General features: G+C 72.5%; 17 protein-coding genes and 1 pseudogene. 9 read left to right on the top strand and 9 right to left on the bottom strand.

Annotated elements, in window-relative coordinates; genetic code table 11:
- Positions 1-110 (top strand): annotated as a pseudogene (locus JHE00_RS36245) (YciI family protein); the annotation flags it as partial.
- On the opposite strand, the gene JHE00_RS32745 reads toward JHE00_RS36245, so the two are convergent.
- Complete coding sequence (locus JHE00_RS32745; protein ID WP_200325738.1) at positions 100-1,077, bottom strand: AraC family transcriptional regulator; 978 nt, start codon at positions 1,075-1,077, stop codon at positions 100-102. The pseudogene JHE00_RS36245 and the gene JHE00_RS32745 sit on opposite strands and share 11 nt — an antisense overlap.
- 81 nt (positions 1,078-1,158) lie before the next feature.
- Between JHE00_RS32745 and JHE00_RS32740 the strand changes: the two genes are divergently transcribed.
- Entirely contained in the window at positions 1,159-1,581 is a 423-nt protein-coding gene (locus JHE00_RS32740) for a pyridoxamine 5'-phosphate oxidase family protein (protein WP_200325736.1), read from the top strand.
- A gap of 14 nt (positions 1,582-1,595) precedes the next feature.
- On the opposite strand, the gene JHE00_RS32735 is transcribed toward JHE00_RS32740, so the two are convergent.
- Genes JHE00_RS32735 through JHE00_RS32725 form a run of 3 tightly spaced genes read right to left on the bottom strand, consistent with a single transcriptional unit; the run spans position 1,596 to position 4,585 of the window.
- Positions 1,596-3,104, bottom strand: a complete 1,509-nt coding sequence (locus JHE00_RS32735; protein ID WP_200325734.1) for a PH domain-containing protein — start codon at positions 3,102-3,104, stop codon at positions 1,596-1,598.
- The gene (locus tag JHE00_RS32730; RefSeq protein ID WP_230425420.1) at positions 3,101-3,613 is read right to left on the bottom strand and encodes a PH domain-containing protein; all 513 of its coding nucleotides are present in this window, start codon (positions 3,611-3,613) and stop codon (positions 3,101-3,103) included. The genes JHE00_RS32735 and JHE00_RS32730 overlap by 4 nt, the downstream gene beginning before the upstream one ends.
- Positions 3,614-3,634: 21 nt before the next feature.
- Entirely contained in the window at positions 3,635-4,585 is a 951-nt protein-coding gene (locus tag JHE00_RS32725) for a threonine ammonia-lyase (RefSeq protein WP_200325732.1), read from the bottom strand.
- Between the two features lie 71 nt (positions 4,586-4,656).
- On the opposite strand from JHE00_RS32725, the gene JHE00_RS32720 reads away from it, so the two are divergent.
- Positions 4,657-5,586, top strand: coding sequence for a LysR substrate-binding domain-containing protein (locus JHE00_RS32720; protein ID WP_200325730.1), 930 nt, complete (start codon positions 4,657-4,659; stop codon positions 5,584-5,586).
- On the opposite strand, the gene JHE00_RS32715 is transcribed toward JHE00_RS32720, so the two are convergent.
- On the bottom strand, positions 5,540-6,673 hold the full coding sequence (locus JHE00_RS32715) for a CapA family protein (RefSeq protein ID WP_200325720.1): 1,134 nt from the start codon (positions 6,671-6,673) through the stop codon (positions 5,540-5,542). The two genes, JHE00_RS32720 and JHE00_RS32715, sit on opposite strands and share 47 nt — an antisense overlap.
- A 63-nt stretch (positions 6,674-6,736) precedes the next feature.
- Entirely contained in the window at positions 6,737-7,864 is a 1,128-nt protein-coding gene (locus JHE00_RS32710; protein ID WP_200325718.1) for an MBL fold metallo-hydrolase, read from the bottom strand.
- Positions 7,865-7,953: 89 nt separating this feature from the next.
- Between JHE00_RS32710 and JHE00_RS32705 the strand changes: the two genes are divergently transcribed.
- Complete coding sequence (locus JHE00_RS32705) at positions 7,954-8,895, top strand: AraC family transcriptional regulator (protein ID WP_200325716.1); 942 nt, start codon at positions 7,954-7,956, stop codon at positions 8,893-8,895.
- Between the two features lie 6 nt (positions 8,896-8,901).
- Here JHE00_RS32705 and JHE00_RS32700 read toward each other — a convergent pair whose 3' ends face one another.
- A complete protein-coding gene (locus JHE00_RS32700; RefSeq protein ID WP_200325762.1) occupies positions 8,902-9,027 on the bottom strand; it encodes a hypothetical protein in 126 nt (41 codons plus the stop codon).
- Between the two features lie 29 nt (positions 9,028-9,056).
- Here JHE00_RS32700 and JHE00_RS32695 point away from each other — a divergent pair, with 29 nt between their 5' ends.
- Positions 9,057-9,236 (top strand): winged helix DNA-binding protein, encoded by a 180-nt coding sequence (locus JHE00_RS32695; RefSeq protein ID WP_200325714.1) that lies wholly within the window; start codon positions 9,057-9,059, stop codon positions 9,234-9,236.
- Between the two features lie 130 nt (positions 9,237-9,366).
- Here the strand turns inward: JHE00_RS32695 and JHE00_RS32690 are convergent, their stop codons facing one another.
- Positions 9,367-10,134 carry an NAD(P)H-dependent oxidoreductase gene (locus JHE00_RS32690; RefSeq protein WP_200325712.1) on the bottom strand — a complete coding sequence of 256 codons (768 nt, stop codon included), beginning with the start codon at positions 10,132-10,134 and terminating at the stop codon, positions 9,367-9,369.
- A gap of 71 nt (positions 10,135-10,205) precedes the next feature.
- Between JHE00_RS32690 and JHE00_RS32685 the strand changes: the two genes are divergently transcribed.
- The 4 genes from JHE00_RS32685 to ligD all read left to right on the top strand — a co-directional run bounded on the left by JHE00_RS32685 (position 10,206) and on the right by ligD (position 14,383).
- Entirely contained in the window at positions 10,206-11,195 is a 990-nt protein-coding gene (locus JHE00_RS32685) for a GlxA family transcriptional regulator (protein ID WP_200325710.1), read from the top strand.
- A 34-nt stretch (positions 11,196-11,229) separates the two neighbouring features.
- Entirely contained in the window at positions 11,230-12,183 is a 954-nt protein-coding gene (locus JHE00_RS32680; protein WP_200325708.1) for a sigma-70 family RNA polymerase sigma factor, read from the top strand.
- Between the two features lie 119 nt (positions 12,184-12,302).
- Positions 12,303-13,382 carry an ATP-dependent DNA ligase gene (locus JHE00_RS32675; RefSeq protein ID WP_200325706.1) on the top strand — a complete coding sequence of 360 codons (1,080 nt, stop codon included), beginning with the start codon at positions 12,303-12,305 and terminating at the stop codon, positions 13,380-13,382.
- Positions 13,379-14,383, top strand: a complete 1,005-nt coding sequence (gene ligD, locus JHE00_RS32670) for a non-homologous end-joining DNA ligase (protein WP_200325704.1) — start codon at positions 13,379-13,381, stop codon at positions 14,381-14,383. Before JHE00_RS32675 ends, ligD begins: the two co-directional genes overlap by 4 nt.
- Positions 14,384-14,454: 71 nt before the next feature.
- On the opposite strand, the gene JHE00_RS32665 is transcribed toward ligD, so the two are convergent.
- Positions 14,455-14,625, bottom strand: coding sequence for a hypothetical protein (locus tag JHE00_RS32665; protein WP_200325702.1), 171 nt, complete (start codon positions 14,623-14,625; stop codon positions 14,455-14,457).
- Position 14,626 lies beyond the last annotated feature (1 nt).

Below are 14,626 nucleotides of genomic sequence, written 5' to 3'. Positions count from 1 at the left end.
TCGAACTGGCGGGCGAGCTCTCCGCGGCGCCCGGCAAGGACGGCAAGCCCATCCACGAGTGGCTCGAACTGCGCCCGTTCCTCACCGCGCCGCCCACCGTCACCGAGTGAGCTCCGCCATCGACGAGCCCCGCCTCGCCTCCGGTTCGGGCGAGGCGGCGCGCCGGAACTCACTCGGGTTGAGGCCGCGGACCCGTTTGAAGGCCGCGCTGAAGCCGAACGGGTCGGAATAGCCCACGGTGCGGGCGACCTCGGCGATCGTCGCGGCGCCGCGTTCGACGAGCAGGTCCGCCGCGAGGGTCATGCGCCAGCGCGTCAGGTAGGTCAGCGGTGGTTCGCCGACCAGATCGGCGAACCGCTTGGCCAGCGTCGAGCGGGACACCCCGGTGCGCTCGGCCAGCGTGGCCACCGACCACGGCGCCGCCGGGTCGGCGTGCAGCAGGCGCAGCGCATCGCCGACCACGGGATCCCGTTGGGCGGCCCACCAGGCCGGAGGCTCGCCATCGGGCCGGTCGAACCACTCGCGCAGCGTGCAGACCAGCATCCAGTCGAGCAGCCGGTCGAGCACCACCTGCTGGCCGGGCGCGTCGACGGCGACCTCCTCGGCGAGGTGGTCGAGCACGGGGTCCGGTTTGCCCCCGGCGTCGACCCGCAGCACCACGGGCAGTGCGTCCAGCAGCCTGCGGCTGATCTCGCCGCGCACCGGGTAGGCGCCGACGATCAGGGTCGTCGCGGCGGCACCGCCGTCGCCAGGGTCGTTCCAGCCGAGCCGGTGGCGGGTGCCGCCCTGCTCGGGTGTCGCACAGTCCACGCCGCACTCGATCGGCTCGGCCTCGGTGCCGACCTCGTCGACGAAGGTGAACGTCGCGGGACCGCGCACGACGATCGTCTCGCGGGCGCGCAGCAGCTCGGGCGGGCGGTCCTCCGGCACGATCCAGCCCGCGCCGGTGAGCACGGTGCACAGCGTCAGCGGAGCGCCGTCCACGAAGTGCAGTGACCACGGCGGCGACAGGGTCGAGCTGCCGAACAGCGAGCCGTGCGCTCGCACCCCACGGAACAGCTCGCTGAATGCGTCCACCCCACGAGATTAGACGAATACACAGGCACGGCGGTGTCTCGACCATGGGATCGTCCAGGCTCGGCGCGTTGACTGGAGAGCATGAACACCGGATCGCTGACCGAAACGGACCTCGAGTTCCTCCGCCGCCCGCTGCACGGGTTCCTGACCGTGGCCGCGGGCCCACTGCCACCGCAGCCCCGGCCGGTGTGGTTCGAAGCCACGCCCGAGGGCACCGTCCAGCTGTTCACGCCCCCGGACACGCTCAAGGTGCGGCGGATGCGGCGCGACCCCCGCGCCTCGCTCGTCGTCGCCGCGCCCGTGGGTGAGCGCGAGCGCTGGGTGTCGGTCGCGGGCAGCGTCACGATCGAGCCCGACGGAGGGCACGACCTGGCCGCCCGGCTCGCCCCGCGTTACTGGGACCTCGACGATCCCAAGCGCGCGGACCTGCTCGCCGGGATACTCGCCGAGGACCAGCTGCGGCTCGTGCTCCACCCGGAGACGGTGAGCCGCTTCGACTTCTGAGGCACACCCGTGCCTCAGCGGCGCTCCAGGAACGGGCCGAAGAGATCGGGAACGGCCGTGTCGGCGAACGCGAGGCCCTCGCTCTCGCCGACGTCGTGCACCGAGTAGGCGCCCGCGCCCGCCGCGGTGGTGGCGGTCAGGGTGATCAATCCCTTGCGCCGCTGGAAGATCGACTGCCGTGCCGTCAACCCGATCACGCCGCGGCGCTGGAGCGCGACGGTGCCGCGGCGGACCGATCCGCTGCGGGCGACCAGGTAGTCGCCGGTGATGCCGTGACCGAGGTTGCGGTAGGCGTCGATCGCGAGCACGACCGACACCGGCACGAGCACCACGGCGGAGATCCACGCCAGGTGCAGCAGCACCTGCACCGAGAGCACCCAGCCCAGCACGAGCAGGGGCATCACGACGGCGGCGGCGCTCGCGAGTCCCCACCGGATCCGCCTGCCGCGCGCCGCGACCGGGTGTCCGGCCAGGCGCACCGACGAGGTCGGCGAGACCTCCTCGCGCAGCACGTCCGCCGCCACGCGGTCCACCTCGTCCTTCGGTGCGGCGGGCAGCAGGGTCTTGTGGTCGGAGTTCTCGTTGTCCTTCTGCTGCACCAGTCCGGTCGCGACGGCGTCGATCCTGGCGGCACCCACGAGCCGGTTGCCGAGCGGCTCGACGAGCTCGACCCCGCGCAGTCGCTTCTCCTCCAGCGAGATCGACCGCGACGTGAGCAGGCCCCTGCGCACGCGCAGCGTCCCGCCGGGCTCGCGTTCCAGCCGGAACTGCCACCACATCTCGACGAACAGCGCGCTCGAGCCGATGACGCCGACGATCATCCCGACCGCGATCAGCACGAGGATGGCTACCACCAGGTGCAGCTCGCTCATCAAGTCGATCGTCCAGGAGATGACGCCCTGCTGGAGGCCGAACCACTCGGAGGCCTGCAGCACGGCACCGAACGCGGCGACGCCGAGTGTGGGCGTCAGGAACGACATCGGCGCGAAGCGGATCCAGCGGAGGTCGATCTGGGCGAGCAGCCCGGTGCGGTGTCCCGGGCTCTCGGCGACGGGCTCGCGGTCGAGCAGCTCCGTGCGCAGCCGCTCGGCCTCCTCCTTGGTGACGGGGTTCAGCATGAGCGAGCTGGTGCCCGCCTCGGTCTGCTCGCCGGTGCCGATCTTGACGTTGACGAGCCCGAAGTAGCGCAGCAGCGGGCCCGCGGTGAGGTCGACGCTGCGGATGCGCTCGCGCGACAGCGACCGCCGCGAGCGCACCACGATGCCCTTGTTCAGCTGGACGCGGTCGGCCAGCACGCGGTAGCGCGTCTTGCGCCAGCGCACGTAGTCGCCGACCGCGACGGCGGCGATGATCACCAGCGCCACCGGCACGATGATGGCCACCGCGAGCCCCGGCGAGGTGCCGCCGCCGAAGCCGATGCCCGCGGGTACACCGGCGGCCACGCACACCCCGGCGGCGCTGAGCGAGCTGACGATCACGGTGCGCCGGTCGAGCTGCTTCCAGTCGACGTCGGGGACCGTCACGTGGCATCACCCGGCGTCGCGTGGGTGGTCTCGGTGAGCTGCTGCACGAGATCCGCGGCGAGCTCGTGGTCCAGACCGGGGATCTGCACCGCGCCCTTGGACGAGGCCGTGGTGACCGTGACGGTGGCCAGGCCGAAGTACTGTTCGAGCGGCCCGCGCTTGGTGTCCACCGTCTGGATGCGCGACATCGGCGCCACGCGCCATTCCTGCCACACCGCGCCGGTGCGCGTGTAGACCGCCTCGGCGGTGACCTCCCAGCGGTGCACGCGGTACCACCACAGCGGCAGTCCGATCGCGACCGGAACGAGAACCACCGTCAGCACGGCCGCGGGCAGCAGCAGCCAGAAGCGGGCTGGCAGGAACACCGCGAGCACCACGAGCACGAGCGTGGGTACCGCCCACAGCAACAACAGCTCGGTGCGCCACCACGCCACTGCCCTGCGGTCCACCTGATGGTGAGGAGGCCGCAGCCGCAGCGGGCCGCCCTCCCCCTGAGACGTCCCCGACAACCGATTCCTCCTGGATTCCCCCTATGAGTGGCTGGAGGCTAGCACTTCCGCGAGAACGGGGAGCGCCACGTTGCGCCCGGACACCACGGCCACCACCTGCTCGCGCGACTCGACCTTGCCCGCCAGCACCGCGGCCAGTGCCACGGCTCCGGCCCCCTCGGAGACGAGACCGTGCGTGCCCGCGAGGTACCGCAGTGCGGTGTGCAGTTCGGATTCGGTGACGGTGAGCAGTTCGTCGACGTGCTTGGCGACGAGGTCGATCGTGACCGAGCCCGGTTCGAGGTTGGCGGCGATCCCGTCCGCGAGCGTGGGACCGACCTCGATGGGCACCTGGTGTCCCGCCGCGACGGCCGCCGCCATCGACGGCGCGGCGGCGGACTCGACCCCGATCACGCGGACGTCGGTGCGGGTGGCCGCCCACAGCCCGATGCCCGACGCCAGTCCTCCCCCGCCCAGGGCGCAGACGACCGTGAGCGGCCCGGAGGTCTGCTCACCGAGTTCGAGGCCGAGCGTGCCCTGTCCCGCGATGACGCCGGGATCGTTGTAGGGCGAGACGAACCGGGCGCCGCGCGCGCCGAGCTCCAGCGCGTGCGCCTCGGCCTCGGCGTAGGTGGTGCCCGTCTGCACCAGTTCGATGTCGAAACCGCGCAGCGCGGCGACCTTGGCCGGCGAGGCGTTGGCGGGCACCACGACGGTGGCGCGCCTGCCCAGGCGGGTCGCGGCGAAGGCGACGCCGAGGCCGTGGTTGCCCGCCGAGGCGGTGACCACGGGCTGGTCGTCGCCGGCCTCGGCCAGTGCCGCGAGCGCGCCGCGCACCTTGAAGGAACCGGTGGGCTGCATGGTCTCGAGCTTCAGCGCGGGCCCGCCGGCGGCCGGGCGCACCAGCGGGGTCGCGGGCAGCACGCCACGCACGACCTCCCACGCGCGCTCGACGTCCTCGGTGTCCGGGGTGCGTACGTCACGGATAGCCATGAGCCCAGCGTGCGCCCGCGGTCAGGGTCGATACCAGGGTGGTCTTCTAGGTCTGAGCGTAAGGTCGGCTTGTGCTCGATCCACGACGGCTGCGGTTGCTGCGCGATGTGGCCGCGACCGGTTCCATCGCAGGCGCCGCGCAGCGCGACGGCTGCACGGCGGCCGCGGCCTCACAACAGCTGGCCGCCCTCGAACGGCAGACCGGCGTGACGCTGCTCGAACGCGGCGCACGCAGCGTGCGGCTCACCGAGGCCGGCCGGGTGCTCGCCGAGCACGCGGGGCGGGTGCTGTCCGAACTGGACAGTGCGGAACAGGCGCTGCTCGCGGTGGCGGGGCTGCGCGGAGGCAGACTGCGGGTGTCGGCGTTCGGCACGGCAGCCGGCTTCACCGTGCCCGCGCTGGCGGCTTTTCAGCGGCACCATCCCGCGGTGGAGCTGACGTTCGTGGAGCTGGAACCCGAGCAGGCCGTGCCCGCCGTGCACGCGGGCGAGGTCGATATCGCCGTGACGCATCAGTACTCCCAGCTGCCCAAGCCCGACCTTCGCGGGCTGCGGCAGACGCCGCTGCGCAGCGAACGCCTGCTGCTGGCCGTGCCGCCGAGCCTGCGGCCCGGCGACGAGCGGCCGGTCCGGCTGTCCGACTACGCCGGCGCGCGGTGGATCGCGCCCCGGCCGGTCGCCGGGTTCCAGGCGGTGGTGGAGCTGACGTGCCGGGCCGCCGGGTTCGAGCCCACCGTGGCCTTCCGCACCGACAACTTCGACACGATGTTCACGCTCGTGGCCGCCGACTTCGGGGTCGCGCTGGTACCGGAACTCGCGGCCACACCGACCCCGGGCGTCACGTTCCTGGAGGTGGCCAGGCCCGCCCGGCTGGTGCGGGAGGTGCACGCGACCACGCGGGCCGCGGGCGTCTCGCCCGCCGTCGAGGACCTGCTCGGACTGCTCGCCGAGCGGGTCAGTTCCCGGGCCGGCTCAGGCCGTCCTCGGCGCCACCGCGGCTGAGCACGATCTCGTCGGTACGCTCCAGCGCCTCGGTGCGCCGGTCGTCGGGCTCGGCGTCGGTGAGGTCGGTGAGCCGGATCGGCGGGCCCAGCTCCACGAGCGTGGGCACGTACTCGGCGGAGTTCACGCGCCAGCGGCCGCCTTCGCGCGTGAACTCGAAGCGCGACGCGATGCCCTCCTCGGACACGCCCTTGGGCTCCTCGTGCCGGGCCACCGAGTTGCCGTGGCCGTAGGCGACCCACTTGTCGCCGATGCGCTCGATGGGCTGCACGACGTGGGCGTGGTGACCGAGGATCAGGTCCACGCCGCCGTCGCCCAGCAGCTGCGTGGCCAGGTCCTGCTGCTCCTGGGTGGGGTCGTGGACGTACTCCTCGCCCCAGTGCAGGCTCGCGAGCACCACCTCGGCGCCGGCCTCGCGAGCGGCGTGCGCGGCCTCGACCACCGCGTCGGCGTCGAGCGGGTTCGACATCCACGGCTTGTCCGAGGGCAGCTCGAAACCGTTGAAGCCGAACGTGAACGACACGTGCCCGACCTTGACGCCGCCGACGTCGTAGACCTGCGGCGTGGCGGCCTCCTCCTCGGTGCGGGCGGAGCCGGTGTGCTCCAGCCCCGCGTCGTCGAGCGCGTCGAGCGTGTGCGCGACGCCCTCCTCACCCTGGTCGAGGGTGTGGTTGGACGCGGTCGAGCAGCCGTCGTAGCCGACGTCGGCGAGGTCGCTCGCGAGCTCGGGCGGCGAGGAGAACATCGGGTAGCCGCTGTAGGGCCCGCCGTCGGGCGAGAGCGGCACCTCGAGGTGACACAGGGCCAGGTCGGCGCCGGAGACGAGCGGGCGGACCCCCTCGAACAGCGGGCCGTAGTCGAAGTCGTCGGCTCCCCCGCCCGCGGCCTGCGCCTCCTGGGCGGCCTGGTCGGTCAGCGGCGGGTGGATCAGCACGTCACCGGTGGCGACGACGCTGAACGACTCCGGCTCGGCGCTCGTCGTGGGCGCGCTCGACGACGAGGGTGCGGGTTGCCCGGTGGGGTCCGCGCTGCAGGCGCTGGTCACCAGAGCCACAGCAAGTACCGCACAGACGGCACGACGCGTCATGAATCAGCCTTTCGGGGACGGTGGCGCCATCCTTCCCGGTCACCGAAAGTGATCTTAGGGCGTTCAGTGCGGCGGTGTGCCCAGGGCCTGCCACCACGGGTCGACCGGTGCTGCGGTACCGGCGGTACCGGCGGCACGAGCATTCAGGCGCTGGCCGGGGCGCGGGACCGCCATGCTGACGCCGCGAGCCTTCGCCTCCTGCCACGCCCGGTCCACCGGCTCGGTCCAGCCGTGCACGGAGAGGTTGAACGTGCCCCAGTGCACCGGGACGAACAGTCGTCCGTCCAGCTCGATGTGGGCGGCGACGCCCTCCTCGGGCAGCATGTGGATGTCGGGCCAGCTGGGCGCGTAGGCGCCGATCTGGACGAGCGTGGCGTCGAAGGGGCCGTGCTCGCGCCCGATCTCGGCGAAGCCGGAGAAGTAGCCCGTGTCGCCGCTGTAGAAGACGCGGTGGTGCGGACCCGCGAGCACCCACGACGCCCACAGCGTGTTGTTGCGCCGGAACGCCCTGCCCGAGAAGTGCTGGGCGGCGGTGGCGACCAGGCGCACGCCCGCGACCTCGTGCTCGCCGTCCCAGTCCAGTTCCACGATGCGGTGCTCGGGCACCTTCCAGCGGCGCAGGTGCGCCCCGACCCCGAGCGGGACGACGAACGGCGCCTCCTGGGTCCGGACGAGCTCGCGCACGGTGGGCATGTCGAGGTGGTCGTAGTGATCGTGGGAGATGACGATCGCGTCGAGCGCCGGCAGGTCGGTCAGCCGGTGCGGCACCGGGTGCAGACGCTTGGGGCCGAGCAGCCGCGACGGCGAGGCGCGGTCGCTCCACACCGGGTCGAGCAGCACCCGGGCGCCGTCGAGCTCGACCAGGGTCGAGGCGTGGCCGAACCACGTCAGGTGCAGACCGTCGGCGGACGTCGCGCCGCCGGGGGCCACGAGGGGCACGGGGCCGGAGGGGTGCCGCTGCTGTCCGCCGAAGACCAGTTCGCGCAGTGCCGCCCTCGCGCTGCCGGGCGGCAGCCAGCGCGGCGGGGCCGCGTTGTGGAACGTGCCGTCCCGGAACTGCGGCGAGTCGAGCAGGTACGGACCCACGGGCCTGCCTCCCAGTGAGGGCAGCACACCCCGCGCGGCGACCGCCGTTCCCGCCACCACGGCGGCACCCACCCCGGCCGCCATCGCACCCCAGACCTTGCGCATGAGCACTCCCCTTCCGCCACTCCCCTGCCGGTCACAACGCGCGATCGAGCACCGGTGTTCCGGCCCTGCGAGTCGCTACGCTGAGCGGTATGGACGCGCTGGGCCGCCTGCTCGACGGACCGAGGGCACACGGTGCTTTCGTGCTCAGGGCGCTGCTCGACCCGCCGTGGTCGATCCGCGTCGTGGACCGGGCGCCGCTCACCGTGGTCGCGCTCGCCAGAGGCGAGGCGTGGCTCGTGCCCGATTCCGGCGATCCCGTGCGGTTGCGGGAGAACGACGTCGCGCTGCTGCGCGGGCCCGCGCCCTACGCGATCGCCGACGACCCGGCGACCGCGCCGACCGTGGTGGTCCACCCGGGACAGCGCTGCACCACACCCGAGGGCGACGAACTCTGCGAACCGCTGCGGCTCGGCGTCCGCACGTGGGGCACGGGCGGCGACACGACACTGCTCGTGGGGGCCTACGAACAACCGGGGGCGGTGAACCGGCGGCTGCTCGCCGCGCTGCCGCCCTGGCTGGTGCTGCCTGCCGGGGACTGGGACTCGCCGCTGGTGCCGTTGCTGGCGGCCGAGCTGGCGCGCGACGAGCCGGGCCAGTCCGTGGTGCTCGACCGGCTGCTGGACCTGCTCGTGATCGCGGCGCTGCGGACCTACCTCGCGGGAGCGGGCGCGGAGGCGACGCGGTGGTACCACGCGCAGGGCGATCCGGTGGTGGGCACCGCGTTGCGGCTGCTGCACGACGAGCCCGCGCTGCCGTGGACGGTGGCCACGCTCGCCGCCAGGACGGGCGTGTCGCGCGCGGTGCTGGCGCGACGGTTCACCGACCTCGTCGGAGAGTCACCGATGGCCTACCTCACCGGCTGGCGGCTCGCGCTGGCCGCGGACCTGTTGCGGGAACCCGACGCGACCGTCGACGCCGTCGCCCGCCGAGTCGGCTACGGCAGCGCGTTCGCACTGAGCACCGCGTTCAAGCGGGTACGCGGGGTGAGCCCGTCGCAGCACCGCGAGAGCTCCGTCGTGTCGGTGAGCTGACCGCGCTCAGCCACGGTCTTTGAGGGCGCGGCGCAGGATCTTGCCCGTCGGCGACTTCGGGATGGTGTCGACGAACTCGAGCGCGCGCACCTTCTTGTACGGCGCCACGCGGTCGGCGACCCAGGCGAGCAGCTCGTCGCTCCCGGCCCCGGGACGCGCTGGTGCGCCGCGACCCGCATCCCGAGGACCGGCGCACGCGGCTCGTGGTGCTCACCGAGCGGGGACGCGACACGCTGGCGAGCGCGCAGCGGCTGGCGCGCGAGGTGGACGACGCGCTGCTCGGCGAGCTCGACGACGCCGAGCGGCGCACGCTCGAAGGACTACTGGCGCGCCTCGGCTGACACCGCGTGCGCACAGGACACGGGCAGGATGCCCGCGCGGGGCATCCTGCCCGTGAGCCGCGATCGGGCTGGCGCGGCGAGAGCCACGTTCGCGACGTGGTGAACCGCGGCCGCATCCCGAACACAGCGCTCAGGCGTAGTGCGCGCCGATCCCCGCGCGACCCGGCGCCAGGTGCGGACGGAGCACGAGGTCGGAGTCGTAGTCGCCGCCGTCCTGGTGGCGAAAACGCACCGGCTCGCCGTCGGAGAGCTCCGCGAGCCGGTCCCCCAGCCGCCGCGCGGCCACGGCGTAGTCGGCCTCGGCGGCCCGGTCCGCGCCGTAGATCGCCAGCGGAGGCAGCACGTCCATGCCCGTGTAGAAGAAGATGCCGTGCTGGATCGGGAAGAGCACGTCGTTGAGCTCGCCGTGGATCCCGCGCGGGCCGAACGCGGCCTCCCTCGCACCGATGGTGGTGACGAGCAGGGCGCGCTTGCCACGCAGTCCGCCGTCGCCGTAGCGCAGGGTGTTGCCGGTGGCGGGGTCCTTGACGCCGAACGCGAAGCCGTTGAGAAAGACCCGGTCGAACCAGCCCTTGAGGATGGCTGGCATGCCCATCCACCACAGCGGGAACTGCACCACGAGCGCGTCGGCCCGGCGCAGCTTCTCCTGTTCCTCGGCGATGTCGGCACTGAGCGTGCCCTCGGTGTAGGCGCGCCGGGCCTCGTCGCCGACGAGCAGCCGCTCGCCGGGGTCGTGGTCGAAGTCGCCCGCGCCGACCACCGGGTCCCACTTCATGGCGTGCAGGTCGGAGACGACCACGTCATGACCGAGGTCGGTGAGCGCGCGGACGCCGTCGTCCTTGAGCGACGCGGTGAGCGAGCGCTGGTCGGGATGAGCGAGAACCCAGAGAACGTTCATGGCCTCGATCGTGCGCGGTGCCCGCACACGCGGCGAGTGGCCCGATAGCCACGATGTGAAAGAATCGGGCCATGCGCCCGCACCGCGTCGCCGTCCTCGTCCGTCACGGCGTGATGCCGCTCGAGCTCGGGCTGGTGCACCAGCTGTTCGGCTCGGCACGCTCGGCCGGCGGCGAGCCGCTGTACGAGGTGAGCACGTGCGCGCTCGAACCGGGCCTGGTGCGCACCGACGCCGACTTCCCCATCCACATCGAGCACGGGCCGGAGGTGCTGGGCGAGGCCGACACGGTGGTGGTGCCCGCGACCCACGAGCTCGACGAGACGGAAACGGAAGGGGTGCTCGGCGAGCGGCTGACCTCGGCGTTCGCGCGGATCCGGCCCGGCACCCGGATCGCGTCGATCTGCACCGGCGCGTTCGTGCTCGCCGCCGCCGGGCTGCTCGACGGCAGGCGCGCCACCACGCACTGGCAGTCAGCCGACGACTTCCGCCGCCTGTACCCGCACGTCGAACTCGATCCCGGCGTGCTCTACACAGACTCCGGCGACGTGCTCACCTCGGCGGGCGAGGCCTCCGGCATCGACCTGTGCCTGCACCTGATCCGCCGCGACCACGGCGCCGCCATCGCCAACGACGTGGCCAGGCGCACCGTGGTGCCGCCGCACCGTGACGGCGGCCAGGCCCAGTACGTGCCGAGGCCGGTGGCCGAGCCGCACGTGTCCTCCACGGGCGCGGCCAGGGCGTGGGCACTACAGCGGCTGCACCGCCCACTGTCGCTGCGGGAGCTCGCGGGCCAGGAGTCGATGAGTGTGCGGACCTTCACGCGCAGGTTTCGCGAAGAAGTGGGACTATCTCCGGTGCAGTGGCTCACGCAGCAACGACTCGCCCGCTCCCGACAGCTCCTCGAGGAGACGGACCTGCCCGTGGACCGGGTGGCGGAGGAGTCGGGATTCGGCACCGCGGCCTCGCTACGGCAGCACCTGCACGCGGCGCTCGGCGTGTCACCGAGCGCCTACCGAACGACGTTTCGCGGGCAGCCCGAAAGTGGAATGCGGACGGGGTGACAAGCGTTGTCAAGACCGAGAGAGGTGACAACGATTGGCCAACGCCACTGTGACGCGCCGGAGCAGCACCCGCGACAACACCGATCTGGTCCGAGTCTACCTCGATGAGATCGGTGCGACGCCGCTGCTCACGGCCACCGAGGAGGTCGAGCTCGCCAAGCGCATCGAGGCCGGGGTGTACGCCGCCGAGCTGATCACACATGCCGACGCGGGGGGCCGCGCCCTGCCCGCCGACCGGCGTGACCTGGAGGCGATCGCCCACGACGGCGAGCTCGCCAAGGACCACATGATCCGCGCCAACCTGCGCCTGGTCGTGACGGCCGCGCGCAAGAGCCGCAACACCAATCTGCCCCTGCTCGACGCCGTGCAGGAGGGAAACCTGGGGCTGCTGCACGCCGTGGAGAAGTTCGACTACGCCAAGGGCTTCAAGTTCTCCACGTACGCGATGTGGTGGATCCGGCAGGCGATCCAGAAGGGCAACGCCTTCCACAGCAACACCATCCGGCTGCCGATGCACACCGCCGAGCAGGTCGCCAAGCTGGACCGGCTCCAGCGCGCCCTCGAGGCGAGCGGCCAGACTCCCACCGTCGAGGAGCTGGCCGAGGCCGCGGGCATGCCCGTGGAGAAGGTGGTCGCGCTGCGCAAGGCGGGACAGTCGACGGTGAGCCTGGACGTGCCGCTCGACGAGGACGGCGAGCTGTCGCTCGGCGACCTCGTGACCGCTGGCTCGGTGCCCGAGGTCGGCGAGGCGCTGGAGCACGAGCTGATGGTGGACGACCTCAACGCCGCGCTCGACACGCTCGAACCGGCGGAGGCCACCGTGGTGTCGCTGCGCTACGGGCTCGCCGACGGCAACCAGCACACCGTGCCCGACATCGCCCGCAGGCTCGGCGTGACCCGCAAGCGCGTGCGCGCGCTGGAGGAGCACGCGCTGACCCAGCTCCGCGACCCGGAACGGCACAAGCCGCTGCTCGCCTGGGCGGGCTGACAACTGCGGTGAAGGGCACCTTTACTGCGTTCAACGCGGTAAAGGTGCCCTTCACCGCGTTCGGGGTCACCTGGGCGAGAAGGGGTGCTCCGGGTCGTCGCAGGTCATAGGATCGGGTCGTGGACCTGCCCGTGATGCCGCCGGTCAAGCCGATGCTGGCCACACTCGTACGCGAGCTGCCCATCGCGTCCGAGCTGGTCTACGAGCCCAAGTGGGACGGCTTTCGCTGCCTCGTCTTCCGCGACGGCGACGAGGTGGAGCTCGGCTCCCGCAACGACCGGCCCCTGACGCGGTACTTCCCCGAGCTGGCCGAGCTGCTGGCCGAGGCACTGCCACCGCGCTGCGTCGTGGACGGCGAGATCGTGATCGTCACCGACGCGGGCCTGGACTTCGACACCCTGCAGCTGCGCCTGCACCCGGCGGCCTCGCGGGTGCGCAAGCTCGCGGCGGAGACCCCGGCGAGCTTCGTGGCGTTCGACCTGCTCGCACTCGACGACCGTGACCTGACCGGTGAGCACTTCGGCGAACGTCGGCGGCTGCTCGAGCGCATCCTCGACGTCGCGCCCTCCCGCGTGCACCTGACGCCGTTGTCGGCCGACCCGGACGTCGCGCGCGACTGGTTCACGCGGTTCGAGGGCGCCGGTTTCGACGGCGTGATGGCCAAGTCCACGCAGGCGCGCTACGAACAGGACCGCCGCGTGATGTGGAAGGTCAAGCACGAGCGCACGGCCGACTGCGTCGTGGCGGGCTTTCGCGTGCACAAGGACGGCGAGGGCGTCGGCTCGCTGTTGCTCGGACTGTTCGACGACGAGGGCACGCTGCACCACGTCGGCGTCGCCAGCGGGTTCACCGCGGCCCGCCGACGCGAGCTGGTCACCGAACTGGCCCCGCTGCGGCAGAACGCGCTCGATCACCATCCGTGGCGGGAGTGGGCCGCCGCGCACGCCGAGGCAGGAGGCCGCATGCCGGGCGGGCTGAGCCGGTGGAGCGCGGGCAAGGACCTGTCGTGGGAACCGCTGCGCACCGAGCTGGTCGCCGAGGTTCGCTACGAACACCTGCAGGCCGGCCGGTTCCGGCACGGCGGCAGGCTCGTCCGCTTCCGGCCCGACCGCACCCCGGAGTCGTGCACCTACGCGCAGCTGGAGGAGGCGCCGCCCGCGGAGCTGGCGGCGCTGTTCGAGGAGGTGTCGTCCTCGTGAGCGAGGCGGCGACGATCGACGTCGACGGCACCGAGGTGACGGTGTCCAGTCCGGACAAGGTGTTCTTCGCCGAGCGCGGCGAGACCAAACTGGACCTGGTGCGCTACTACCAGGCGGTGGCGGGGCCGCTGCTGGCCACTCTCGGCGGGCGGCCGCTGCTGATGGAGCGCTACCCGCAGGGCGCGGGCGGGAAATCCTGGTTTCAGAAGCGCGTTCCCAAGTCGGTGCCGGACTGGCTGCGCACCACCGTGGTGTCCACCCCGAACGGCACCACGAGCGACGCGCTCGTCGCCGCCGACCTCGCCCACGTGCTGTGGGCGGTGAACCTCGGCTGTCTCGGCTTCCACGTCTGGCCCTACCACGCCGACGCCCCCGACGTGACCGACGAGCTGCGCATCGACCTCGATCCCTCCCCCGGCGTCACGTTCGACCAGGTGCGCGAGGCCGCCACGCTGACCAGGGAGCTACTGGACGAGCTGGCCATCACGGCCTATCTCAAGACCACCGGTTCGCGCGGCCTGCACGTCTACGTGCCGCTGGAGCCGCGGTGGGACAGCTACGCCGTCCGGGCCGCCGCCGTGGCGCTGGCACGGGAGCTGGAACGCCGTCATCCCGCGCTCGTCACCGCGCGATGGTGGAAGGAGGAGCGCGGGTCGCGGGTGTTCGTCGACTTCAACCAGAACGCCCCGCACAAGACCGTGTTCGGGGCCTGGTGCGTGCGGCCGAAAGCGGGGGCGCCCGTGTCGGTGCCGATCGGCTGGGACGAACTGGCCGACGTCGAACCCGCCGCGCTGACGATCGCCACGGTGCCCGCCAGGGTTGCCGAGCGCGGCGACCCGTGGGCGGACAAGAACCGGCTTCCCCAGTCGCTGGAGCCGTTGCTGGAATGGTCGCGACGCGACCTCGCATCGGGACTGATGGACGCACCGTGGCCGCCCGTGTACCCGAAGCAACCCGGCGAGCCGCCCCGCGTCGCACCCAGCCGCGCCAAGCGCGACTAGCTCGTTCTGTCCGATGTGGAGCGCGGGCACGCCGGATTTCCCGGCGCGCCCGCGGTCTGTGCCGAAGCGGATCAGGCGCCCTCGTCGCGGGCTCGGTCCGGTTCGGACGAGTCGTCACGCGATGCCGGCCCCCAGTGATCGCCGGTTTTGCCGTAGGAGTGCCGCAGTGCGAGCCCCATGACCCGTCGCGCGCGCTTGCGCTGTCCGTAGTGCCGCAGCGTCGATCTGGTCCGGTGCGCCATC

It is taken from the genome of Prauserella cavernicola, from assembly GCF_016595675.1.
Taxonomy (GTDB): Bacteria; Actinomycetota; Actinomycetes; order Mycobacteriales; family Pseudonocardiaceae; genus Prauserella_A; species Prauserella_A cavernicola.
Note: the sequence above shows the minus strand (reverse complement) of the source record. Positions and strands in the feature narration are given on the sequence as shown.

What these genes read in the sequence shown, in the direction of transcription:
- JHE00_RS32740 (WP_200325736.1), top strand. Translation starts at nt 1,159, where the DNA reads ATGAACACCGGATCGCTGACCGAAACGGACCTCGAGTTCCTCCGCCGC.
- JHE00_RS32725 (WP_200325732.1), bottom strand. Translation starts at nt 4,585, where the DNA reads ATGGCTATCCGTGACGTACGCACCCCGGACACCGAGGACGTCGAGCGC.
- JHE00_RS32715 (WP_200325720.1), bottom strand. Translation starts at nt 6,673, where the DNA reads ATGACGCGTCGTGCCGTCTGTGCGGTACTTGCTGTGGCTCTGGTGACC.
- JHE00_RS32710 (WP_200325718.1), bottom strand. Translation starts at nt 7,864, where the DNA reads ATGCGCAAGGTCTGGGGTGCGATGGCGGCCGGGGTGGGTGCCGCCGTG.
- JHE00_RS32705 (WP_200325716.1), top strand. Translation starts at nt 7,954, where the DNA reads ATGGACGCGCTGGGCCGCCTGCTCGACGGACCGAGGGCACACGGTGCT.
- JHE00_RS32690 (WP_200325712.1), bottom strand. Translation starts at nt 10,134, where the DNA reads ATGAACGTTCTCTGGGTTCTCGCTCATCCCGACCAGCGCTCGCTCACC.
- JHE00_RS32685 (WP_200325710.1), top strand. Translation starts at nt 10,206, where the DNA reads ATGCGCCCGCACCGCGTCGCCGTCCTCGTCCGTCACGGCGTGATGCCG.
- JHE00_RS32665 (WP_200325702.1), bottom strand. Translation starts at nt 14,625, where the DNA reads ATGGCGCACCGGACCAGATCGACGCTGCGGCACTACGGACAGCGCAAG.